Raw genomic sequence first — 24301 nt, forward strand, 5'->3', positions numbered from 1 at the left:
AAGGCAAAGTCAGGGTTTCTTTATGCACCTCCCTTACTACTTCGTAACTTTGACAATCATCGGATCGCTGGAAGTGGCACCCGCGTAGTTCACGAGTTCACCACGATACTCATAGGTACCCTTTGCTTTACCCGTCAAAATAGCAACAGCCGATTGCGCATTCGGCGTATTCACAGTTAAATCTTGTGAATAGATGAGCACGCCATTTTCATACAAATTATATCTCGTGCCATTGGTGCCCCACCACATATTCATGTTCACATTAAAGCTTCCATCACCGTCCCAGTTATCGTTAGCGAGGACTGGTTTGGCGGGAGCCGCCTGTTTGACGGTAACCGTTAGATCCTTGCTCCTGCTCGTTCCCCAAGCATTCGTTAGCTCGGCATAGTACTTGTAAGTCCCATTCGGCTTATAGGTAATGGAAGTCACCGTGGATTGCGCGTTTGGTGATTTGTCCGTAAGAACCTGAGTGTCGATTAACACATCATTCTCATAGAGTTTATACAAAGTGCCATTATCGCCATACCACATATTCATCGTAATTGTGTAGTTACCGTCCAGCAGACCCGTATCCTGCCCGTTGTCGTCCGAAAGTACGACTGTACCAGGTTTAGCCACGGCTACGCCAAAAGGAACAGTGACGTTTACTGCTGTAGACGTTTGATTGCCCACACGATCGGTAGCTGTATAAATGATCGTATAGGTGCGTCCTTTTTCTGCACGTAAGCTAAAGGATGGAGCTGCTGTGCCCATGTTAGCACTAATATCACCGACAGTAACGGGGACATTGCTCGTAATGGAGGTCAGCACAACCGATGCAACGCCTGATCCGCTATCATTTGAATCTACAGCAGCATTCACAGTAACCATTTGATGGTTGGCTGGCCACAACGTCGTTTTATCCAACACGACATGCAATGACGGAGCAGTCGTATCGATCTTGACTTGCGTCGTCTTCATCTCTTCTGTATGCCCAAAGTTGTCCACGCTATAGTATTGGATGACATGGACACCATCTTCAGCAACAACAACCGTATTTCCTTCTACAAACGGACCTTGATCGACGCTGTAAAAAGTGTTCCGCACACCGCCGCCCTCATCCGTTGCCGTCAATATCACGGTCTGTGCAGTACGCTGCCAATCCGGGCTCGCGTTATCTGTCGTGTCAGGCGCTGCCCCAATGTGCACCGTAACTACGGCTGTTTTGGAATCATCTACGCCGTCATTTGCCTTAAACATAAATGTATCTGTTCCGGTCTCTCCAGGATCAGGTGTATACGCAACGGCTCCTGTAACTGGATTCGTCACAACCGCGGTCCCTTTCGTACCATTCGCAACGATACGAAACTGTAACGGATCGCCGTCTTCATCACTCGCATTCAAAGTCCCCGAGACTGATGTATCTTTGATGGTCGTTAACTCGGAATCTAACGCGCCAGGTAATTTATTTGCCGGACTGCCCATTTCAATCTCAATGACAGGCCTGTAAGCAACATTCGTGCTCTCCTTAGACGCGTATGATACATCGGAAGTTGAGCCTTGAGCCGTTGGTGAGGAGATCATAAGCGACAATTTCTTATCTCCAGTCAGTGCAGCTATCACTTGATTGGTCACATCCAATTGAACAGGTGTCCCAGCGACAGTCGGAACTGTCCAAGTCCCGATAACACTTCCTCCAGCAGGCTTATTGTTCCAAGTCAGCGTTGTTTCCTGCCAGCTATTATTGCTGACAAGTTGTGCTTGATTAATAATTCCCGCCATCCCAGCACCTACGGGAACAAGCGTTACCTTAGCGCTTACAAATGTCGTGGGGATTGAAGATAAATCGAATCTCACGTAAGATTGCCGAGCATAGGAAGTTCCATCATTTTTAACTACGATACTAGCCGTTGTACCGAAATTCTGGGTTGCGTAGGTACCATCTCTTACATAAGTATCCGCTTCTGCTGTCCATTTAACCATAGCTACTGGTATAGCAGACATTTCGTTAGATGCAGTACTTTCTCCCGCAGCATTAACGGCAACGACAGCAAAATAGTACGTCTTACCAGCGCTAAGTCCCGTTACCGCCAACTGATTGGTACCACTCACACTTGCTACATCCACCGATTGTGTGTAGACGCCCGGAGCTCTACCATATTTGACCCGATAGCCTGCAGCCCCGTTCGCACCTGTCCAGTTCAATAGCACCTGAGAAGCACCGCCAGTGGCACTAGTCAAAATCGGCGCGTCAGGCGTAGCCGGCGTTCCAAGATTGAATTTAACTGCGAATGATTGACCAAACGCGCCGTTGGTGTTCACCGTCATTTTAATCGTTGGACTAAATTGCGTTACCGTAATACCAGGATCAAGTGAAACGACGCCCGTTGCACTGCGATTAATTTCAACAGTGATCGTCCCCGTATTCGCCTTTGTCGGATCAGAGATCCCGATGTCTAGCTGTCCATTCGTTTCAAGTGTCGTGACGGATGCTTTTTTGTTAACCGTAATGAACGGCTGACCTGCCACATTGACACTTTTCGTTGCATCACTCCAGAAGTTTGCCCCAACCGCGTGTAATGTTGTATCCATGACGGCGTGCGCATCCCCAGAGTTTTCTAGAATGGAGATAGACGGATTAGCCGCATAGCTGGCTGTTGCTGCAGCATCTTTGTTAGGCAGCACCACATACGCATAGGATGCATCTGTCGGCTTCTTCGCATGATTGAAGGCCAAGCTCAAATAGGAATCGGTTACTGTATCCGTACCACCACCCGTATTTACTTGCTTCCAAGTGCCAGTTCTTGACTCTCGTAATCCCGTGATGGATGCTGTTCCTGGGAAATAATAGCCGATATCAGAACCTGGGACATTGCCAGTTAAATGGGCCCACTGCACGTTGCTCATATTTTCCGACCAACCCAGTGCGCTAGACTTGGCTATCCCATTTACCTGCAAGGCATTATCGCCATTGGCATTCAGCTTGCGGTTTTCGACGATCGTTTCCACGTTTCGAGTCGTATCCGTACTCGTAATACCGGAGCCTAAAGCGACAATTTGGTCACCGAGCAAGAACCAGGATTTCTTCCCTTGCAGCGGACTTCCTGTATCTTGCGCAAGTGAAAACTGCATCCCGACAGAGCCATAACGATGATCAACGGAAGAACCACCTACCCATGTGTTCGGGTTTGAATAATTTTTCCAATCAACAGGTGTTCCGCTTCCAGAGCCATCTGTTGTCGTACCTGGCAGTCGATACATGTTAACTGTTGCCCAGTAATTACCGCTGTATTGCGATAGGTCACGATTATACAAAGTCGTCATACCCGCTCCGGTATACCAGCCTTTGATATTCTCCCCATTGCCATACTCAAATGCAGATATGCGTGGGGAGAACATGGCGATACCCAAACCGTAGTTTTCATCTAGATGGGACACACGATCCATAGCTGGAAACTGATAATGACCGACCAATTCGCCTCTTGGTGCAATCGAACTGTCGCTCATCAGTCTTTTGCCAAGAATCATTTCAAACATGCCAGTACCGACGTAGTAATTAGCAAATGTCGTATCTGTGGAAATGAACTCTTTGACCATTCGCTTGATCTTCAGCGCTTGTTCACTAGAAGCCCCTTCTGCTAGACGCAGCATGCTCAAGATAATCCCTCGACCTGTCGTATGATCATTCGTACCCTGACGCGAAATACCACGGCCTTTTACATTATCCATGGCTGCGCCTTTATAGAGTAATGGCTCGATGGCTTCATCTATCCATCTGAAAACATTAATGGCGTTCGGGTCTGTAATGCTCCAGGAGGATCCAGTCAACAAGTAGAACATATCAGCTAATCGTCCGATCAAAACGGAGCCATATCCGCCTAGATAAGGAACTGTCGTATGTTGAATAAAGGATCCATCCTCGTAAAATCCATCTCCGCTTGTGACATTCAGAAAGACAGGACTTATCGAATCTCTTCCAAGCGTAATCTTGGCGCTTGACTTGCCAGTGATCCCCCGTAAGGTAACCACATACGCTTTATCCAGGAGGTTTGCTCCCGTTTCGGTTACTCCACCAAGCGTACGTTTACTTGGATTCGGCACAAAACGGTCAATGGCTCGCATGAAATTATCTAGCTGCTGTTGCGTTAAATCGTTATACATAAGCACAAGCGTATCATTGAGGGCTTGCGGGGAGCCAATCTCCCAGTCCCACCAATTGTCGTATTCGGTTTTGGACTCTTTGTAGCGATTGGCATACGTCCAATCTAAGCCAGCAAGAATATCCACTTTCAGTGACTCATTATGATAGAACGCAGAGCCAATCGTCGAATAAACAATCGCCATTTGTTTTAAGCGTGTATAATGCGATGTCACTTGCGCGGAGACCGTCGTACTCTGCAAATCGCTCCATAAGTGCGTTCGGTTCGCCGCTTTATTCATCGTATCCCACGAGCCTGTTAAGCTAGCATTGGATACTAGATCGTCTTTGGCCTTAATATTAGCAGCGATATCAGGGTCATTCGGATCAAAAGTAGTTCCACCCGTCAGATAGGTATGCCATTTCCCACGCATGGCATCATATTCATCTGATGCATCTGAACCTGCCGCTGATGCCGAATGAGGCGGGATGCATAAGGCAATAATCAATAGTGCAAGGAATACGTGTATGATTGCTTTTAGTGTGAATTTGGGATGTTCAGTTGTGATTGAGGAAGGGTTCATGAAATGCCTCCTTAAAATGATGTTAACTAATGCCACTATCCAAGACAACATGTAAGCGCACACATAATTTCATAGACAATATTCATAGTTATGACGTTATTACCATTGGCTGCTGCTCCTCACCCCCCTTCTTTTGTAAATGACTTGATATTGATCGCCTACTTACTGCAAAACACACCGAAACTGCTTAAAGTAGGATTAATACGTGATTCGGACACTTTCAGTTGGATGTATCTTGCGCTTTTCTTGTTGAAACTGCAGATCTTCTTATACCCAACGACCGTGCCTTCATATAGGGGAATCCACACATCATCTTGTTGGTACGCTAATTGAAACCGTTCAATCCGTTGTCCACATTGGATATATTCCTTCAATACGATGCGGTCGAACGTCGTTTCCTTGCCAAGATCAATCACAAGCTCAGCTTGCTCCATTCCTTCGTCAGGGCACCAATGCGTATCGGACCGACCGTCTGTTAGATGCCCCGCATCAACACTTGCATCCCTTGTATGGGAAGCCCACACGCTCGCTCCTTTAGCTAAATCGTGTCTATAAGTAGCACGTAGCCACTGCCCCAGTTCACGCAAATTCCGTGCATCTGTCTCATGAATTAGCCCACGCTTGTCAGGTGGAACATTCAACAGAAGGGCACTGTTACCGCCAACTGTACTCTCGTACAGAGCAATCAATTCAGCGACAGTTTTCACTTTATCATTGTCAGCCGGATCGTAGAACCATTGGGGTCTGATCGATACATCCACTTCTGCAGGGTACCAGATCATACTCGTTGCTTCTGCCAAAACAGACCGGCTCCCCAAATCCTCCGTTTCTGCATTGATCTGTTGGGAGAACGTACCATCATCCACTTTCTGAGAGTCTTCTTGGATTTTCTCCGTATCCCTCATACGCTCAGGCACTACACTCCATTCCGATTCGCGTATATGTCCGGCTTCATTGCCGCACCAGCGAACATCCGGCCCACAGATGTTGATGACAGCATCGGGCTGCAATTCTCGAATCAATCGATACGCCGTTTCCCAGTCATACTGTTGTACTTTGCCATTGCTGCCTTCACCGCATGCCCCATCAAACCAAACACAAAAAATTTCACCATAATTCGTTAAAAGTTCTCTTAATTGATTTTGAAAATACGCATTATAGGCAGGTGAATCGCCGTAAGTGGGCTCGTGACGATCCCATGGGGATAGATATACACCAAACTTCAATCCCTGAGCACGGCAAGCCTCGGCCAAATCCCGGACAACATCGCCCTTCCCATCCTGCCACGTGCTGGATTTGACTGAATGATCCGTATAGGCACTTGGCCAGAGGCAAAACCCATCGTGATGCTTACAGGTAAGGATGATGCCTGTCATTCCCGCTAATCGGCAGGTCTCTACCCATTGTGCGGGATGATAGTCCGTTGGATGAAATATCTTCGGATCCTCGTTTCCATCCCCCCATTCCCGCCCCGTAAATGTATTGATTCCAAAATGAATAAAGGCATAGAATTCCATCTCCTGCCAAGCTAATTGACGTGGTGTCGGAACTACCTTCACTGCTTCTTCTATGGAAACTGCCATCTCCTGATCTCCTCACACATCCTAAATTTCCAATCTTTACTTATTATGAACCGATCGTACCTGACTCCGAGCTTATGGACAATGACCAATTCTTAACCACAATCTTCTTCTAGGCGAAAAAAGAGAAATCCCGCAACCGTGTGGTTTACAAGCCCTCTTCCATGCTGTTCGATACAGAAAGGGTCAATTCATTCGTTACGCATTGGATACACATTGGATCAAGTATCGTTTCCCTGACTCTGCTTTAAAGGAATAGATGGAACCGTCATTGGCAACCAGCACCATATCATCCCCATTTACCCTAGTGATCGCAAGAGATGATTCACTGCGGATCGAACACAAACTATCCTGCGTGGCAAGAAGTACCGCTTCTTGAAGCTGACCGTCACGCCACACGATCTCTACCTCAAACCCGCCTCGCGCGCGCAGGCCGCTAACCCGACCATCTCTCCATGCCTTCGGCAATGCTGGCAGGAGCAGAATTTCATCTCGGTGTGATTGGAGAAGCATCTCTGCGATAGCTGCCGTACCGCCAAAGTTGCCATCGATTTGGAACGGAGGGTGGTCACCTAGCAGGCTCGTATGCACGGAATGACCCAGCAGCTCCATGACATTGGCATAAGCTTGCTCACCATCATGCAGTCTCGCCCAGAAGTTGATAATCCACGCTCGGCTCCACCCTGTATGACCGCCTCCGTGTGCAAGCCTTCTCTCTAATGTCCTACGAGCAGCCTCCGCTAACGCTGGTGTATGCTGAACCGTAATCTGCTCACCTGGATGCAAGGCAAATAAGTGTGAAATATGGCGATGCCCGGGTTCCACTTCCTCATAATCGATCGCCCACTCCATCAATTGGCCATGCTTGCCTACAGCGGGTTCTGGTAATCGCTTCCTTACTTGCTCTAGCTGTTCAAGGAAAAGCTCATCCACACCGAGCACTATCCCCGCTTCGATACAAGCGCCGAAGAGCATATAAATAATTTGCGAATCCATCGACGGCCCAATACTCATAACCCCTTCATTGCCATTCGGCAATCGATACGTATTTTCCGGTGAAAGAGAAGGAACCGTGACTAGACGACCGTACTCATCCTCCACCAGAAAATCTAGAAAAAATTGCGCAGCCTCTTTCATAATCGGATACGCTCTCGAACGGAGAAACTCCCTATCACCGCCAAAGCGATAGTGTTCCCACAGATGCAAGGACATCCACGCCCCGCCCATCGGCCAGAAAATAGCCGGTACATAAATGCCGCAAATGTCCGTCTCTGCCCACAAATTCGTGACGTGGTGCGCTACAAAGCCTCTGGCTCCGTAAATCTCCTTAGCCGTCTTACGCCCGTTCTCAAGCAGCCGATCCATCAGATCAAATACGGGTTCATGACATTCAGCCAAATTGCACACTTCTGCTGGCCAGTAGTTCATTTGCAAATTAATGTTCAAATGATAATCACTTTCCCAAGGCGGCGTGTGACTCTCGTTCCAAATGCCTTGCAAATTGGCAGGCAGCGAGCCAGGTCGTGAACTACCCATAAGCAAATACCGGCCATATTGGAAAAACAACGATATGAGCCCATGATCTTCGTTTCCATCTTGGATTCGACGCAGCCGCTCATCTGTTGGCAGCGCTGCCAGTTCGTTCGCATTGGAATCCTCCAGCTCTAGTTGAACACGTTCAAATAAAGAACGATGGTCCTTCACATGATCTTCGCGAATAGTCTCAAACCCTTTGGCCATACTAGCTTCTATCCGTGAATGACACACCGAAAGCGGATCGAGATGACGGAACGTGGTTGCAGCTGCGACATATAACGTCACGCAATCCGCTTCTTCAACCGAGACAAAATCCCCGATAACCTGTACGTTCCCACCTTCTGCTACCGCTCTCAAAACCGTCGCATAATGAACACCTTCCGGCCCACATTGCCCTTGCATGAGGATGCTTTCTGCACCTGCCTTACCTGTTGTACCTTCGAAAGGACGTCGACTCAAATTCGTAGAGAAGCTGATTCCTCCAGCTCGATCCGAGCTTAATCGAATAACTAGCACCTGATCAATCGTACTTGTGAAGATTTCCCTTTGATATTTCGTCCCGTCCAAGATATAGGAAGTCTTAGCGATACCTGTGCGCAAATCCAATTCACGCAGATAGTCAGTGGCATCCCCATTTGCTTGTCGGAAATAAAGGTTTACATCCCCCAATGTTTGATACGGCGCAAAGAATTTAGGACCTGGTGTCATCGCCATCCGTGCCAAATACTCAGCATCCTGTGGCCTTCCTTCGAACATCAGCCTGCGAATGTCCGCAAGATGTTTATGGGCATCTGGCTGCTCCCTCTTCTTAGGTCCGCCATACCATAGTGAATCTTCATTGATTTGAATCCGTTCTTGCTCCACTCTGCCAAATACCATAGCCCCAAGCTTGCCGTTCCCTATGGGAAGTGCGTTCACCCACTGCTCTGCAGGCTGACGATACCATAACTTCAACTCTTGACTACTCATCAGGATCACCCTTCTTTTTAAAAGAAACCCGATCATGCCATCAACTGGCACAATCGGGTCCTTTCATTTCATCTGGCTTATTTGGATTTTTCTTTGTAGAAGTCGTTTGTTTCTTTAACATGCTGTTGGAAGCTTGGGTCATCTTTGAACTGTTTCACCAGTTTATCCCAATCATCTAGCGTATTTTTGCCAATAATGATGTTGACCATCATATCGTTCAGCTTTTTATCCCAATCTGCTCCCTTTTCCTTAAATGGTGCAGACTTCATCAAACCGTAAGTAGGATCTGTGATAGAGGAAATCGAATCAACGACTTTTTTATTAGCTTCGTAAATATCGGTCGGAATACCTGAGATTTTGGCTCTAGAATACTTATCAAAGTACCCTGTCACCCATTGACCTGTTGTATCGCCGGAATATCCTTTTTTCTTACCTTCTTCGGTTTGCTCAACACTTCCGTCAGGCTTCAATTTGTAGTCAACATCTTGAATGCCGTAAGTAGCTAGGTTGTAACCTTCAACTGAAGCTGTGTAATCATAGACTTCTAGGATTTTCTTCAATTTCGCCTCATCAACCGATTTCTTATTGATCAGGAATTGTCCATAGTAACCGCTTGCTTGCTCATAATACGCTTTGCCATCTGGTGCTTTTGGTAATTCCACAGCGATAAGGTTCGCTTGCGGATTTACCTTCTGCAATTCCACGTTATATTTATAGGCGTCAATTACGTTAGCGAATGCTACGCCCGCTTTGCCCTGTACGAGCATATCTTTAATTTGTGCGGCTTTCAGTACAGGAAGATCTGGCAGAATGCCGCCGGCTTTGTATGATTTGTTCCAGAAAGCTAAGGCATCTTTCGCTTGTGGAGTCCACCAATACGGAATCAAGCTGCCGTTCTCATCTTTCCACTTCGTACCTGTGCCAAACATAGAGAGCACATAGCTGGCAGGTCCTGGTGATCCTGGAATGACAGCACCGTAGGTATCCGCTTTGCCATTGCCGTCTGGATCTTTCTGTGCAAAGGCTTCAAGCACTTGAGACAACTCATCCATCGTTTTCGGTTGTTGTAGACCGAGCTTATCCAACCAATCTTTACGGATCAGCATGGATTCATGACCATCCAGCGGTCTTACACGTGGAAGAGAGTACAGTTTACCTTTCAAAGATGCGTTCTTGTATACGTTCTCTGGATACTTAGCCAGGTTCGGATAATTTTTAATATAAGGACCTAGATCCCAGAAAGCGCCTTGATCAATCGCATTCAAGAAAGCAGGCGTCAAGTTAAAATCTTCTACGAATAGAACGTCAGGCAAATCACGGGAAGCCAAAAGTGCATTTAATTTTTCTGAAATTTGGGCTGCTGGAATCCAATTTAATTTAAGATTGACGTTTAACTTCTCATTTAGCTTTTTCACAGCTTCCAACTCACCTGTAGGTGCAGCAGCGAAAGCGAGTGTCGTAATCGAAATATCCGCCGGTGCCACAGGCTTAGTTGAAGCTGCAGTTGTACTTCCTGCCGTACTTGCTGGCCCAGCTTCATTTGCTTTGCCACAAGCCGCTAAAGAAGCGATAAGCCCCGTTGCTGTTAAGAGTACTGCCAATTTTTTGACCATTGGTTTCATGTATAGACCTCCCGTTATTATGCTTATTATACAATCAGAATCATTCTCCTGCACTTTCACTACTTACCCGCATCACCCCTCTCGGTACATGGTGCTTATCCTTTCACTGAACCAACCATCATACCTTTGACAAAATATTTTTGTAAAAAAGGATACACCATGACGATCGGTAAAGAGGAGATTACTACTGCGGCCATTTTGATTACCTGTGGCGGTACAGTTCGTTCACTTTCCAGCATAGCAGCCATCGAAGGATCAGCCATTTGCGATGCGGAAATGAGCAGCATTTGCAGGAGTACTTGCAACGGACGTAAGCTGTCGCTGTTAATGTAAAGTACGCCACTGAAGTACGTGTTCCAATATGCGACCGCGTAGAATAGTCCGAATGCGGCAAGGGCTGAGACGGAGATTGGCAGCATGATACGGAAGAATACGCCGATATCCGAGCATCCATCCATTTTGGCAGCTTCCTCTAGTTCGTCTGGTATCTCTTGGTAGAAATTTCGCATTAAGAAGACGTACCACGCGCTGGTCAATGCCGGTAAGATCAGTGCCCAAATGGAATCCATTAAACCAAGACTATCCACGAGCAGGTAGTTCGGAATCATGCCGGGATTGAACAACATGGTCATGAGGATGGCCACAAGAAAGAACTTTTTGCCTTTCAAGCGTTTACGAGATAGCACATAGGCTAATGCACTAGTAACAATTAAGCTTAGCAGCGTACCGAATACCGCTAGTATTCCGCTTATCCCCATTGCACGAACGAAAGCGTTGGTTGAGAAAATGTACTCATAGGCGGATAAGCTCCATTTCTCAGGAATAAGAACCAAAGACTTCGTCAAATATTCCGTAGGATCTGTAAATGAAATGAGCACAACATAAATGAAAGGCAGCAGCGTAACAAGTCCAATTATTGTTAATACCGTATAGTTTAGGACATTAAATATCTTCGTACCTGTCTGATTATCCATCTTAGTAAAGTCCCTCCTCGCCGAACTTCTTGGCTACACGGTTTGCCGTAACAACTAGGATGAGTCCTACGACTGATTTGAACAAACCAGCAACCGTTGCATAGCTGAACCGGCCTTGTTGAATACCAACACGGTAAGCATAGGTATCAAAGACATCTGCCACCTGCGATACAGGCCCGCTTGCCATGAGGAAGATTTGTTCAAACCCTACATCCATCACTTGGCCTAAACGCAGGATTAGCAGCACAATAATCGTGCTTTTGATACCGGGAATCGTGACATTCCGCATTTGCTGCCATCTTGTCGCACCATCGATTTGGGCTGCTTCATACAGCTCCGAATTGATCCCGGCAAGGGCCGCTAGGAAGATAATCGTTCCCCATCCGGCTTCTTTCCAGATACTTTGCGCCGTGAGCATCGCCCAGAAATAATTGGGCTCCGTTAAGAATTCAATCTTGTGTCCGCCGAACTCGACGATCAATTGATTAATCACACCGCTGCTTTGACCTAGGATCAGGAAGCAAATCCCGACGATGATAACCCACGATAGGAAATGGGGCAAATAGATGACGGTTTGGACGAATTTCTTAAAGGGTAAACTCTTCACTTCATTCAGCAGTAGTGACACCACGATAGGAATGGGGAAGAAAAACACGATATTCAGAAGCGAAATCGCCATCGTATTTCGAAACAACAGCATAAAATCGGGATTCGTGAAAAACTCATGAAAGTATTTCAATCCAACCCATTCACTGCCCCAGAAACCTAAATAAGGAGAGTAATTTTTAAAAGCAAGCAATAATCCCCATAACGGCACATACTTGAATATGAGGAAGAATAGTAATCCCGGCGCAGCCAATACATATAAATATTTGTCGCGTTTGAGCGCAACCCGCCACTCTTGAACCCATGATTTCTTAGTTAGCTTTCTTTTTTCTAGTCCACTCGGCATCACTTTCTGAAGCTGTTCCACCTGACTATGTGACACTCCCATCACCTCTCGTTATTGCGTTTTGCATCTCGTTGTTTTGCTTGAAACGATCGTACCTGATCGCAAGTCATAGGGACAATGACCAATTCTTATCCACACTTCTGTTGAAAGGCAAAAAAAGAGAAACCCCGTAACTACGGGATTTCTCTGCATCTTTTCCTCATTTTTTGCTCACAAAGAATGGATATAACGATTTATGGGCATTCTAATTTCCCTCATCTAATCCTCGGTATTGACCCGGGGTCACCCCAACATGTTTTTTAAATACCCGGATAAAGTTTTTCATTTGATAACCCACTCGCTCTGCAACATCGGACACCGATAAATCCGTAGTGCGAAGCAGCTCGATGGACTTCTCAATCCTTACCTTAGTCAAATATTCAATAAAGGAGAGATCCTTTTTCTTTTTGAAAAGCTTACTTAAATATTGCGGACTCAAGCCACAAATTTGTGCACACTGATCCAGCGACAAATCAAAATGATAATTCTCCTCCATATACCGAACAACTTTCGCAATTAACTGCTCATGCTCCTGATGCTGCTTGCCGTGGACATATGCAACAATGGGCTCTACCAATTGTTCTTTAAACCAAGCATTCAATTCATACGTTGTATGGATATTGCGGATATGGAGATAGGGATCCTCATTCGATTCTCCAAATAATTGAGCGGTATCCAATCCGAGCATATAGGCAGTCCGGATCGCAGCGGTTAGCAGTCGATAATACGACATTTGAATAAGCTCTGGCTTCTGAATAGCGGCGCCCATCGATTTCGCAAACTCATCCATCATTCTTACCGCTTCATCACGATCGCCAAGCTGCAATGAATTCTCAAAATGCGTTTCAATTTCAAGCGGATATCGATAATGCATGTCGGAATGGCTTTTACCGCTCGTATGAGAAATGACTTGATTGCCGCCAACAATGATACGAGATCGTACCGCAAGCAACGCCTCTTCGTATAGTTCAGGCAGCTCCCCGATATGCTCGCTTTTTCCGCTCAGCCCAATCGTAACCTGTAGATGCAAATAATCAGAGACAAGCAGCCGCAATCTCTCGGCGAATTGTTTGATGTCTGACTCATCGTCTTCCGCTCGCAGCGGATCCCGATACAGCCAAACAGCAACCTGATCATTCAGCAGATTGATGCCGATGCCTTCCAACTCATGGGATTGTAAAAGTTCACTAGCGATATTTTTCACAGCAAAAACAATTAACTCACGGTCATTTTCTTGAAAACGCACCTTGCCTTCCGACTGCAAATCAAAGGCGATTACGATGACGCTGCTTTCCTTATCCGCAGGCACGTTATACCTGCGAAGCATAGCTGCTAGCTGATCCTCGGAATAATAGAGAAACCTTCCCTGCAACAGCTGCAGCGCAAAGATTTCGCGAATCAGTGGCAGCTGGTCACTCAACTGCTGCTGCATATCGTTAGCCGTGTTGCTAAGTTCCGCCCATCGTTTATGGACAAAGCCCACTTCGTCGGTTTCCACTTCATCCGTTTGCCCGTCTTTGACGTAAGCGACAAGGTTCTGAATAGGGCGATACACACGACGTGTTCCCCAGAGCGTTATAAATCCTCCGAACATCAAGCATATGAGAACAATGACCAGTGTAATTAGTTTGATCCCGTTGGATTTGGCATTTAATTGCTCGGTCGGCACCATGTTGATATACTGCCACTTGTTATATGAAGAGGTAATCGGTGTCACCATGTAATCAGTGCCATGGAATGAGAATTGGAATCGCGGTTCTGAACGCTTTTGTGCAACCAAATCTAATAGGCCCTGCGGGACAGCATCGCTTCCCACAGAAGTAACAAGTTCACCTTTATCATCCAGAATGAACATTTGCTCTCCCTTATAGGAAACAAAACGATTCATGATGTTCTGAAACAGAGCTTCATCAATGCGGATAAACAAAAGTCCGATCGGCTGCTTGCCTAACAGCGGTGCCTTGGCAATTAAGGTAACCCCTTTAACGTCATAACCTGGCAAGAAGGGATACGGTCCGATGACCCATTTGAGCTGTTCCTCGGTTGTAAGCTCCTTCAGCAGCGCCTCGCGCTCCGCAATGCCTTCAATTCTTCTTCCCCCATAGATGGGAGAGATCAGATAACCTTCATCCGGCACATACATGGCAACGTCGCCAACTTCTTTATTCCCATTCATCAGCGCAGATAACTCAGTAGAAATGCGTGAATAGAAGCCTGCATAATTCGTTTTTTTCAGTTCAATCAAATCCGAGCTAAAAAAATTGCCTAACAGCATTTGAATCGCATTGTTTTGAATCCGATCCAACGTAGAATCGATGGTCGAGGAGACGTTATTTAAAATCCGAACATTCGATTGGTTCACTTCACTTTGTACAGCGGATGCTGAGTATAAATAACTTCCAATCCCAACAATAAGCACGGGAATGATGGCAGCAAACAAGGATAGCGTCATCATATTGCGAAAAATCGTTTTGCGTCGGAAAAAACGCTTCCAAAAATGCAAAAATTGGTTGCGCAGGGCAATCACCTCGCTAACGGAATAATGAGCATTTTAATCGGTTACACATATAAAATCAACTCTTTTGAGCAAAAAGCGGAATTTGAAGCGACTTATTGACTTTTTAAGCTGATCCACTTATCATAAGTGTCAGTGAGTACTGACATTGTTACGGAAGAGGGATACCATGGATAGCAGCAGCGGCAAGCTTGAAAGCAGCGATAAACTTCTCTTGGCAGCCCTCCATTTGATCGCGGAAAAAGGTTATAACGGAGTAACCACGCAAGAGATCGCCACCGCGGCTGGTCTGAGTGAGAAGACGTTGTTCCGTCATTTTGGCAGTAAACAGAAGCTCCTCGAGGCTGCTTTCGACCGCTACCATTATGCGGCAGAGATGAAGAAGCTCTTCGCGGAGAAGCTGGTCTGGGATTTGGAGAAGGATCTTCTCCTAGTTACGACAACCTATCACGAGATTATGAATCGCAATCGCAAAATGATTCAAATTTCCCTCAAAGAAGATGAAGGCCAATTGCCTGGCTTCCGAGAACGCACCCAGAAGCATCCGCAGCAGCTTCTTGAGATTTTGACCAACTATTTCATCGACATGTCATCTAAAGGGAAAATCGTCACAGCGAATCCCGAGCTTCATGCCTTTACTTTTATTATGATGCATTTCGGAGCATTCATGAACGATCTTGATTCTCATAAGAGCTATCCCGGCATCACCTTAGAACCCTTCGTCCAGGAGAGTGTCCGATTATTCGCTAGGGCCTTGCGACCCTAGTTTTTTTCTCACCAGTATGTCAGTCAGTACTGACAGTCTATTTCAGAAAGGTTGTGTCCCCATATGGCAACCAAAGCCCCCCTGCAAACAGCAGACAAATTAATGCGCATCTTAATGTTCACCATGGCCCTTTCTATGATGAGCGGTGTTATGTTCAATATCGCACTACCTAAAATCAGCAGCGAATTCCATCTAAGCATTGCCCAAGTGAGTTGGCTTTCTTCTGCTTACATCTTGATATATGCCATCGGTGCGGTCACTTACGGGAAACTGGCGGATCGCTACAGGTTAAAAGATTTAGTCACCTTCGGCCTCCTCTTGTTCGCCGTAGGCTCATTAATCGGCCTAACTTCACAAACATTTGCCATGGCGCTCATCGGCCGCTGTCTGCAAGCATCAGGGGCCGCAGTTATACCTGCGATGTCCATGATTATTCCTCTGCGGTTCTTCCCGCCGGAACGAAGAGGGGCTGCCCTCGGTATGACCGCTGTTGGTCTTGCCTTCGGTAATGCATTAGGCCCCGTTGTCGCTGCTTTACTGATCAGCACGTTGCAATGGCGTTGGCTGTTCGCAGTCTCGCTGCTCTCTTTGGTAACCCTGCCCTTCTATCGGGCTTATTTGGGGAGTGAACGAACGGTAAGCCGCGGTCGCTTCGATTGGCTTGGCGGTTTATTGCTTGGCATCACCATCGCTTTGCTGCTGCTCAGCGTAACGACCGGCATCTGGCTGCTGCTCTTCGGCCTGCTCGCTTTGGGCTTATTCATAGCTCGTATCTGCACCGCAGGAGATCCGTTTATTGCGCCTAAGCTTTTTCAAAATCGCAAATACACACTCGGTCTCACGATCTCGTTCCTTGTCAGCGGCACCTGCTGCTCACTCTTTGTGCTTAGCCCGCTCCTGCTGGCTGATGTCCAGCAGCTCCCTTCCATCTGGATCGGCTTTGCCATGATTCCAGCCGCAGCGGCTTCGGCGATATTCGGCCGCAAAGGCGGCAAGCTCGCCGATACCAAAGGCAACCTGTTCGTCGTCAGGATAGCCTCAAGCCTACTGCTCAGCTCGTTCCTACTGCTGTCGACGTTTACAGCCAGCTCGGCGCTATGGATCGCGCTTTTCTTGGTCCTCGGCAATGTCGGGCAGTCCTTCATGACAATCGCGATCTCCAACTCGGTCTCGAGAAACTTGCCTGCCGACCAGGTTGGCGTTGGGATGGGCATGCTCTCCATGGCCAACTTCATTGGGCAAGGAATCGCCATCTCCATCTATGGTAAAGTCGTCGATTTCGAATCGACAGCTTCTGTACCGAGCTGGAATCCCTTGTACAGCTATGTGTCTGGCTTTATTTTCAGCAATTTGTACGTTGTATTAGCTGTCTCGCAAATCCTTATTTTCACACTCTACGTTGTCACTTTTGGTAGACAGAAGCGTAAAGTGAGTGAGCAGAAGAAATCTGCTGTTTTATCGAATATTTAGAGAGTATCGACATGATACGACATAATACTACCATGATTTCTTTCTTTATAGCTTGGTTATTCGCTGCTCTTTCACAACCGAACATCCAAGTGGTTCTACCATTGGATTAATCCAATGTTTTCTCCGATTTGAGGCCAATTTCTTATTATACATTGGATTAATACAGTGGAATGGCCCCAAGCTAGTCAGATATAGCCGCTTTGAATGGATTTATCCAATCAAACTAATCATTTATCTCTGAATATCAGCATTTCATTGGATTTATCCAATCAAACTAATCAGTCAGTTCTGAAATACAGCATTCCACTGGATTTATCCAATCAAACTAATCATTTAGCTCTGAATATCAGCATTCCACTGGATTTATCCAATCAAACTAATCATTTAGCTCTGAAATAATGCATTCCATTGGATTTATCCAATCAAACAAACAATTTAGCTCTGAAATACAGCTTTCTACTGGATTTATCCAATCAAACTAATCATTTAGCTCTGAAATAATGCATTCCATTGGATTTATCCAATCAAACGAATCATTTAGCTCTGAAATACAGCATTCCACTGGATATATCCATTGTGGCAAGCAAATCAGTGGCCAAGAGCGGATAGCTCCAGTGAGCATGATGTATGCAAAGTATATCTTGAGCAAATTCAACTGCAACTCTCTATCGGATCACCAACAGATGGCACACAACACAGCATTGCATTGCATAGCACCCCAACTTGCACAAAAAAACCGCCCAGAACAACCTCTTGTTCTGAGCGGTCTATTCAATTTAACCCACTAGTCCGCGTCACTACCCGCCGAAGCCGCTTCCCGCATTGCGCTCAGCGCTGCATCAAGGGAGTCGCCACCACTGTTACCGCCGCTGCGCACCGTACTCGCCATCTCGGCACTGTACGCCCACCAACGCACGCGTACATTACTTTGCTCATTGGTTTGCTGCACCTTCACGCCAATTCGGAAGGTACCCTTCTGCGGATAGGCAATCGTTCCGATCTTCACCTCTGGTGCATCCGGCTCGAATGCACTACCTTTGAAAACATCAGAGGAACCGCCGTATACACGATCACCCGTGGATAAGATATCAGAGAAAGCATCACCGCTGCGCTCTTCCAAGCTTGTGATGATCAACACATTCCCTTCTCCGAGTCCGTGCACGATTTCACCGGAGTAAAAGCTTTTCATGGCTCGCCCGAAAGGGGAGACCGCAATTTTGGTGAACGGTTCTATTGGAATGTCTATAAATCCACTGACAATACCAGCAATTCCACTACCGCCGCCAGCTGGAATGCCAAGGTCGAAGGACAACTCGCTAATCGCTGGGTTGTACTGTACGTTTAGCTCTGGTTTTTGCCCCGGCGCTAAGGTTTTCACCTTCGATTTGGTGACGAATTGACCTGCTTTTTCATCCCGATATTGACTCGCTTCGCCCAGTCGATACATGACGGATGTATTATACACATACTCATTAAACGGGACTTGATCCACGCTCTCAATCACATAAGTTGGGCCTACCTGAATCAGGCAAATTTTGGCCAAATAAATGCAAGGCTCTGACGGAGCTTCCAAAGAAGCTTCCAAGGATTGCTTCACGAAATCCGACATTAAGCGCTCTTTCACCGCTTCTGTTACGATTCCGATTTCCCCGACGGATTGTGCTTGCAGCTCCAGCTGTTTATCATCCAGCATCAAAGCCGCTGTGCCAGCTTGCACGCCTACGGATGCTTTAACAGCAGCCGTGCTGTCTGCGCGCAGCAGTACGGTCATTTCATACTCGCTCTCTTGCCCATCCTGCGGCTCTTGGAACACGATCGTTGTTCCATTAATCGCCTCTACCCGATGAGCATCAATCTCATATTTGAAGGTCAGTCTGCCGGCTTTTAACGTTTTCTCAAAACGCAGCTTCATCTCAAACAACTGCCCTGGATTCACATAACGCGGCGTTGTTTGCAGCACACGGACATGTGCATCTTGGTAAAGAACGACCGTCTGATCGGACAAATCTGCCAATGGCAGCGAAGCCGGATCCGGAGCATCCTCACGGATAAACAGGCGGTAACTTTCCAAAACGCGGTTATAATCATTAATTTCGTCCGATCGGACGGAAGAGTTCGCTACTGCGTGAACAGGTTCTTTTTCTTTTTCATCATAAGCAATACAGAGGTAGACGTTCTTGGCGTATTGGTTATTGCTGAAGCCGTCCATCATGGACAATTTCATCGTCATCGGTGAGGGCACGACAATTTCGCGGCCCAGTGCGTCGATGGCGGCACCCATTTCAACGGATACGGACTTCTCGTCAACCGCCACTACCTGCAGGCCTGTCAGAACGCCCGAACCATGGAGCAACCGATTCATCATGCGGCGCTTATCGTTAAAATACTTTTGCTCGGACTCGAAATCTCTGACCGTCAGCAGCTTCCCATAGAAATACCGATTGCGTTCGAACGGGTAATAACGTGATTTTTTCATAACGATCCCCTCACCTTCTCTGACTCAATTAATTATTTATTCGATCTCAGAATCTAGTCCTAAGCGAGTATGAATATCCATGCGTTTATCGCGATCCACATCAATCAGCACCGTATTATAAGGCATCGACGAACGCTGATCGAGGGTTAGTAAGGTAGGTTCAGATAAGTACGTATTAATACCCAGGTAGGTATGCATATCCGCATACATCCAAGGCTGCAGCACTATCAATTTGCCTTCTGTATAGGCAGGTTTTTGATCATCTATAATATTCTCAATGATTAATCGCTGTGCGTCTGTTCGTACGCATTCCGGCTTGAGCAACACGCAGAACGTGTAAGGATTATCCCCATATAACTGCGAGAAAAGCTGTCTCAGCTCCGACGTCTCTTGCATTTGCTTAAACTGAAAATATTCTAAGACGAACGGATCCTCACCCGTGTAAATCTGGAGCATATGGATCAAACCCTCGCGTGTACCTCGCAGCTTGTAAAGCTCAGGCGCCCGCTTAATCAGCTCTCTGAGCTTCTTTTCGCCCCAAGCCTCATGCTCGGTAATCGCGAGCCAACCGCCCAGCCATTCCAAGTACGGCCCCGACACGGCATCTGGATCAAAATGACCTGAAATCCCCTCAATCGTTGCCTCCATATCGTCAAAAAACGTACTGAACATCGCGAGGAATCGCTCCAAGAATGGACTATGCTCATCGTCCTGCTGATACATCGCCGGCAAATACGCAATCAGCGAAGTCCGAGGGTAATACACTCTCAACTTGCGGATAAAAGGTGACTTCTGCTCGCTGCCGACCAGCTCAATTTTGAACCAGAGATAGCGACCCTTCGCATTCATTAGGAGTGCGTCCTTCGGATTAAGGATCGGTTCCGACCAGAGATCCCGCGTAGCGGCCAGCTTCGTTCTCACCGAGATCGCCGGGTCTGTGAAATACTCGGTGTAATTGAGATAATCCCCGTCAATCATCCCTTCACTCTCATCCGAGGCAAAATAGGAAAACCGAACCTGTGTCTCCTCAGGTATGTCAGCTTCTAGCCTAATCTTGTGCCAAAGCGTCTCCGTCTCTGTCGTATCCAATTCAGCAGAGAAGTACACCGCCTCCGGTAGTTGGGTGTCCTCCAGCAGCATGGTTCGGGCTCGCAAATCCAGCAAGCTGATCTGTCCGCTATACCGATCAAACACATACAGTCGATTACGGCCATCCTGCACTAATTTATCCGTTCGTCCTCGGAAGCCAGTTACTTTATCCAAGGAGTCGCCGTTGCCGCGATATTTTAAAATAAACCGCTCCGTCACGCCCTCTTGCTGTGCGTAACCGCTATCCCCTATATAGAGATTATGATTCGTATCAATGGAAATTCCGGCAAAGCGCCCTTCCTGTTCCAAATGGAAATGAAGCGGTTCTCTCCCATCTTCATGGAACACCGTTACGGTACGCAGCTCTGCATCGAGCAACGCCAAAGTGCCGTCTGCGGCAGCCGTGAAATAGCGTCCCTGCAGCTTCGTAATCGGAATCGCTTCCGTCACACGATGCGCCTCATGCTCATACACACGCATGACCTCACCCGCCGAGTTCCACTGCATAATACCAATCCTGCCGTCCTTCGGGACTTCGGGACTTCCATTCATACCAATCGCAATGTCCAAAGGAACCGTCATGAACAACGTATTGGCTGTTTTGAGCTTCGTGTTCAACGAAAGCGGGTATAAGCTAAGCCCTTCCCACTCCTGAATGGCCCACATCGTCTGACCGTTGGAGATGGAATAGACCGCGAGTCTTCGCTCCACGCCCTCCCTGCTATCCGCAATCACAAGGAGATCAGCCATCGAAGCAAGCATCGCTTGCGAGCTGAACAAATCATGCCCATGTCGAAATAACAACTCGCGATGACGGCTTTCATCATCATAAATCCACACGTTCGCCGACTCATCTAGTAGAATCAGCTTCCGCCCAGGTCCAACCGTCATATCTTGAATCGGTGGAATCCCTTCTAGCTCGTCTGTGCGAACGATGCGATGAATGCTGTACTTCTCCGTCTGCTGAATCGAAAAACCTTGGTCCACCATATGAATATTCGCTTCATACCCTTGCTCCCAATCCATGGGCTTATTCAGCGAAAAAAACGTTTGTCCATCTTGCATCGTTCGTCACCTCGTTTCATTGGTTTGTACTGAACCACATTTAAATGGATTTTATGTAGCTAATTCAGCTGATTCTGCTACTCTTGAAGCAATAGCTGGATTTCTTACAGTTAAATTTCACCTAAATCCACTTTTCCGTTAAATCCGCTCAAATTAACTGCGCATTTTCCATCTATTTACTCAATTTCGGGAAATAGGGCGAAATTAACCGCATATTTTCCATTTAATTAAAAGCTAGCCAGCCAATCAGCTACTTTTTACTGCTACTTACTGACACCCTCAATTGTAATCCACGTCTCACCCTACAAATCTGTCTGACTAATCGTCTCTACCTCATGATCGCCTGAGTAAACCAACGCGTACGGCGGGATATGAATATCCCCAGCGCCATCCTTATGGAAGCCCGTACCTTCGGCGTCCAGCCAAAGGTCTTGCACATACACAACGCCTTTGATCCGTGAGATCACGCCATAAATATCACCTTTGTACACCGTCCGTCCAAAACGCCAACCCTCCGCGCCCTGCCCATGATCCATGGGCTGCAGCAGCCTTTTGAGCTCCAGCGTGATGCGCCGCTGTTCGTTCTTATACTTCGGCTCCATGACCACCACTGCGTGGACGGTCACTTTAATATATTCCGCCGGAATCACATGTAATTCCGTCGTCAACAACCGATGACGATCCAGATGCATCTTGATCGTCTGCAAGAAGCCCTTCCCCGCCTTCGGCTTGTCGCTCTCGCTGTAAGGCACAACCACCACGGTCATCTGCGCTGGCGCCGATACCCGCGGGAAGTCCCGCATCCCCGGCTTATACAGCGGGATGGCCTTCACCCGCGCGACGCGAAGCCCCGGCGCCGCCTTCGCGATCGCCTCGTAGTCCTCGGCGGTCACCGCGCGCGTCGGCGCAGCCAACTCGCGCCGCACGCGCAGCTTCGCCTGCGCCAGCGTTTCCGCTTCGAGGCCGCCACGCGCCGCGAACGGATTCGTCACGCTCATGCCAAGCGCAGCCGCGAAGCCAAAGCCCGTCACGAGGCCGTCCTTCACGTTGCCTCGTACGCCGCCGCCCGCCTGCAAGGCCAGGAACCGGATGTTCGGTTCCACGGACTTGCGCGGCACCAACCCCGCTTCGTTATTTCCGAAGCGGATCGTGCCTTCAGCAGCGTCGTAGACGTAATGCCGGTCGGTTGACTTCGAATTATCGAAGTCATCCACGGCCGTCCAGTCGTCCCAGACGACGCTGTCTTCGCCGCGCGGCCGATAGCCAACCTGCAGCAGCATGCTGCTAGGTTTATAAACGCGGCCGCGACTGATCTCAAAGGTCTGCCCCGGCAGACCTTTGCTGCCTCCAATAAACCGGCTGTAATCAAACTCAGCCGTGTAAGCAATCAGCCGTACCCGCTTCGCGCCTTGCGGCGGGATGCTCCCGTGCACCCCGTCGCCGAAGCGCAGACGGGTGGTACGGCGGGCTGAATCTTGCTGCAGTTCGCAGCAAAGATCATTTGGCCCGCAAACACTTAAGTCAGCGACGGTGTGCCAGTCACGCCAACGCCCTTGCTCATCCAGCACCTGCACAGTGTGCAAGCCATGATAAGCGAGATAGGAGCTTAGCTCGAAGCTTTGATCTGGCTCTCCCGATGAACTGAAGCTGTTCACCTCGCTGAAGGTTTCCTGTTCCGCTGCCCGCACGGTATTCAGAGTGATCTTCTCAATTTTGGGAGAAAGCTCATAACCGTCCTCTACCAGTGTACAGCAGATCCAATAGCGACTGCGGTCATCTGCAGGATACAGGGACATCGGCTTCATTTCGGAAGTGATGCTGAACTTCAGTTCTCCGCTCTGGGATAAATGCACTGTCGTATCGCGCAGCGGCTCAATCGGCAGCCAACTCTCGGATTGACCATGCGTGCCAGCGCCGGCGTAAGTCCAAGCAACCTTCGCTGACGAGATCATCGGCTCGTTTTTGTCCACCAGCTGACTGACCGTCACCGGGTAGCGATCAAATAAATTAAAATAGATCGAAATCTCCGTGTCCACTGGCAGTGCACGATCAAAGCCAAGATACAGATGCGCTCCCTTACGCGCTTCTGCACCAAAGGCGTAGAACGCAATTTTTGCCTGGTTATTCGACGTATAGTCAGCAGCAGCTGTTTCCGTACGAACTAGCACCTTCTCCAAGGCAGAAGGAACAAGCTGCAAGGTCCCCTGCGTCTCAAAACGCAGATCCATCGCAAGCAGCGGCGTCCCTTTGGGGAGCACAAGCTGCTGCTCTACGCCTGCAAACGTAACGTCACAAACCGCAGACACCGCATCGCGCGGACGAATGCCCAGCAATTTCAGGAACTTGCGTTCGCTGCGCTCGGTCACCCGATTCAAATAATACTGCTGCATCTCGGTCATCCATGACATCAGCTCCAGCAGCGTAATCCCGGGGTCATGCGCATTCTCATCAGTCCATTCGGGAAATAGCTTCGGAATCGACTTCCGCGCCTCCATGACCATCTGTTCGAACATCCGATCATCTAAATTCGGTATGGGCAGCACTTGT

12 protein-coding genes are annotated in these 24301 nt (G+C 47.8%); 2 read left to right on the forward strand and 10 right to left on the reverse strand.

Annotated features, from left to right (window positions below):
• Positions 1–36: 36 nt before the first annotated feature.
• The 7 genes from A8709_RS30450 to A8709_RS30480 form a co-directional block, all read right to left on the reverse strand.
• Positions 37–4701, reverse strand: a complete 4665-nt coding sequence (locus A8709_RS30450; protein WP_065858323.1) for a polysaccharide lyase family 8 super-sandwich domain-containing protein — start codon at positions 4699–4701, stop codon at positions 37–39.
• A gap of 158 nt (positions 4702–4859) precedes the next feature.
• Positions 4860–6284 (reverse strand): alpha-L-fucosidase, encoded by a 1425-nt coding sequence (locus A8709_RS30455; protein ID WP_065858325.1) that lies wholly within the window; start codon positions 6282–6284, stop codon positions 4860–4862.
• Positions 6285–6479: 195 nt separating this feature from the next.
• Positions 6480–8786, reverse strand: coding sequence for a glycoside hydrolase family 95 protein (locus A8709_RS30460; protein ID WP_065858326.1), 2307 nt, complete (start codon positions 8784–8786; stop codon positions 6480–6482).
• Positions 8787–8863: 77 nt separating this feature from the next.
• Positions 8864–10408 (reverse strand): type 2 periplasmic-binding domain-containing protein, encoded by a 1545-nt coding sequence (locus tag A8709_RS30465; RefSeq protein WP_065858328.1) that lies wholly within the window; start codon positions 10406–10408, stop codon positions 8864–8866.
• 95 nt (positions 10409–10503) lie between these two features.
• Positions 10504–11382, reverse strand: coding sequence for a carbohydrate ABC transporter permease (locus A8709_RS30470; protein ID WP_065858330.1), 879 nt, complete (start codon positions 11380–11382; stop codon positions 10504–10506).
• Between the two features lies 1 nt (position 11383).
• Entirely contained in the window at positions 11384–12376 is a 993-nt protein-coding gene (locus tag A8709_RS30475) for an ABC transporter permease (protein WP_065858332.1), read from the reverse strand.
• A 202-nt stretch (positions 12377–12578) separates the two neighbouring features.
• Complete coding sequence (locus A8709_RS30480; RefSeq protein ID WP_065858333.1) at positions 12579–14828, reverse strand: AraC family transcriptional regulator; 2250 nt, start codon at positions 14826–14828, stop codon at positions 12579–12581.
• Between the two features lie 229 nt (positions 14829–15057).
• Here A8709_RS30480 and A8709_RS30485 point away from each other — a divergent pair, with 229 nt between their 5' ends.
• Both A8709_RS30485 and A8709_RS30490 read left to right on the forward strand, forming a co-directional pair.
• The gene (locus A8709_RS30485; protein ID WP_065858335.1) at positions 15058–15654 is read left to right on the forward strand and encodes a TetR/AcrR family transcriptional regulator; all 597 of its coding nucleotides are present in this window, start codon (positions 15058–15060) and stop codon (positions 15652–15654) included.
• Positions 15655–15717: 63 nt separating this feature from the next.
• Positions 15718–17124, forward strand: coding sequence for an MFS transporter (locus A8709_RS30490; RefSeq protein WP_065858337.1), 1407 nt, complete (start codon positions 15718–15720; stop codon positions 17122–17124).
• A 784-nt stretch (positions 17125–17908) separates the two neighbouring features.
• Here the strand turns inward: A8709_RS30490 and A8709_RS30500 are convergent.
• The 3 genes from A8709_RS30500 to A8709_RS30510 form a co-directional block, all read right to left on the reverse strand.
• Positions 17909–19600 carry a hypothetical protein gene (locus A8709_RS30500; RefSeq protein WP_065858342.1) on the reverse strand — a complete coding sequence of 564 codons (1692 nt, stop codon included), beginning with the start codon at positions 19598–19600 and terminating at the stop codon, positions 17909–17911.
• A 36-nt stretch (positions 19601–19636) separates the two neighbouring features.
• Positions 19637–21754, reverse strand: coding sequence for a phage tail protein (locus A8709_RS30505; RefSeq protein ID WP_065858344.1), 2118 nt, complete (start codon positions 21752–21754; stop codon positions 19637–19639).
• Positions 21755–22056: 302 nt separating this feature from the next.
• Entirely contained in the window at positions 22057–24297 is a 2241-nt protein-coding gene (locus A8709_RS30510; RefSeq protein ID WP_065858346.1) for a putative baseplate assembly protein, read from the reverse strand.
• Positions 24298–24301: the final 4 nt, after the last annotated feature.

The sequence above is a fragment of the Paenibacillus pectinilyticus genome, from assembly GCF_001700435.1.
GTDB lineage: Bacteria > Bacillota > Bacilli > Paenibacillales > NBRC-103111 > Paenibacillus_E > Paenibacillus_E pectinilyticus.

Bases quoted from the DNA above. Each gene is read 5' to 3' on its own strand.
- A8709_RS30450 (WP_065858323.1), bottom strand. From the start codon at position 4,701: ATGAACCCTTCCTCAATCACAACTGAACATCCCAAATTCACACTAAAA.
- A8709_RS30455 (WP_065858325.1), bottom strand. From the start codon at position 6,284: ATGGCAGTTTCCATAGAAGAAGCAGTGAAGGTAGTTCCGACACCACGT.
- A8709_RS30460 (WP_065858326.1), bottom strand. From the start codon at position 8,786: ATGAGTAGTCAAGAGTTGAAGTTATGGTATCGTCAGCCTGCAGAGCAG.
- A8709_RS30465 (WP_065858328.1), bottom strand. From the start codon at position 10,408: ATGAAACCAATGGTCAAAAAATTGGCAGTACTCTTAACAGCAACGGGG.
- A8709_RS30470 (WP_065858330.1), bottom strand. From the start codon at position 11,382: ATGGATAATCAGACAGGTACGAAGATATTTAATGTCCTAAACTATACG.
- A8709_RS30475 (WP_065858332.1), bottom strand. From the start codon at position 12,376: ATGGGAGTGTCACATAGTCAGGTGGAACAGCTTCAGAAAGTGATGCCG.
- A8709_RS30480 (WP_065858333.1), bottom strand. From the start codon at position 14,828: ATGATGACGCTATCCTTGTTTGCTGCCATCATTCCCGTGCTTATTGTT.
- A8709_RS30485 (WP_065858335.1), top strand. From the start codon at position 15,058: ATGGATAGCAGCAGCGGCAAGCTTGAAAGCAGCGATAAACTTCTCTTG.
- A8709_RS30490 (WP_065858337.1), top strand. From the start codon at position 15,718: ATGGCAACCAAAGCCCCCCTGCAAACAGCAGACAAATTAATGCGCATC.
- A8709_RS30500 (WP_065858342.1), bottom strand. From the start codon at position 19,600: ATGAAAAAATCACGTTATTACCCGTTCGAACGCAATCGGTATTTCTAT.
- A8709_RS30505 (WP_065858344.1), bottom strand. From the start codon at position 21,754: ATGCAAGATGGACAAACGTTTTTTTCGCTGAATAAGCCCATGGATTGG.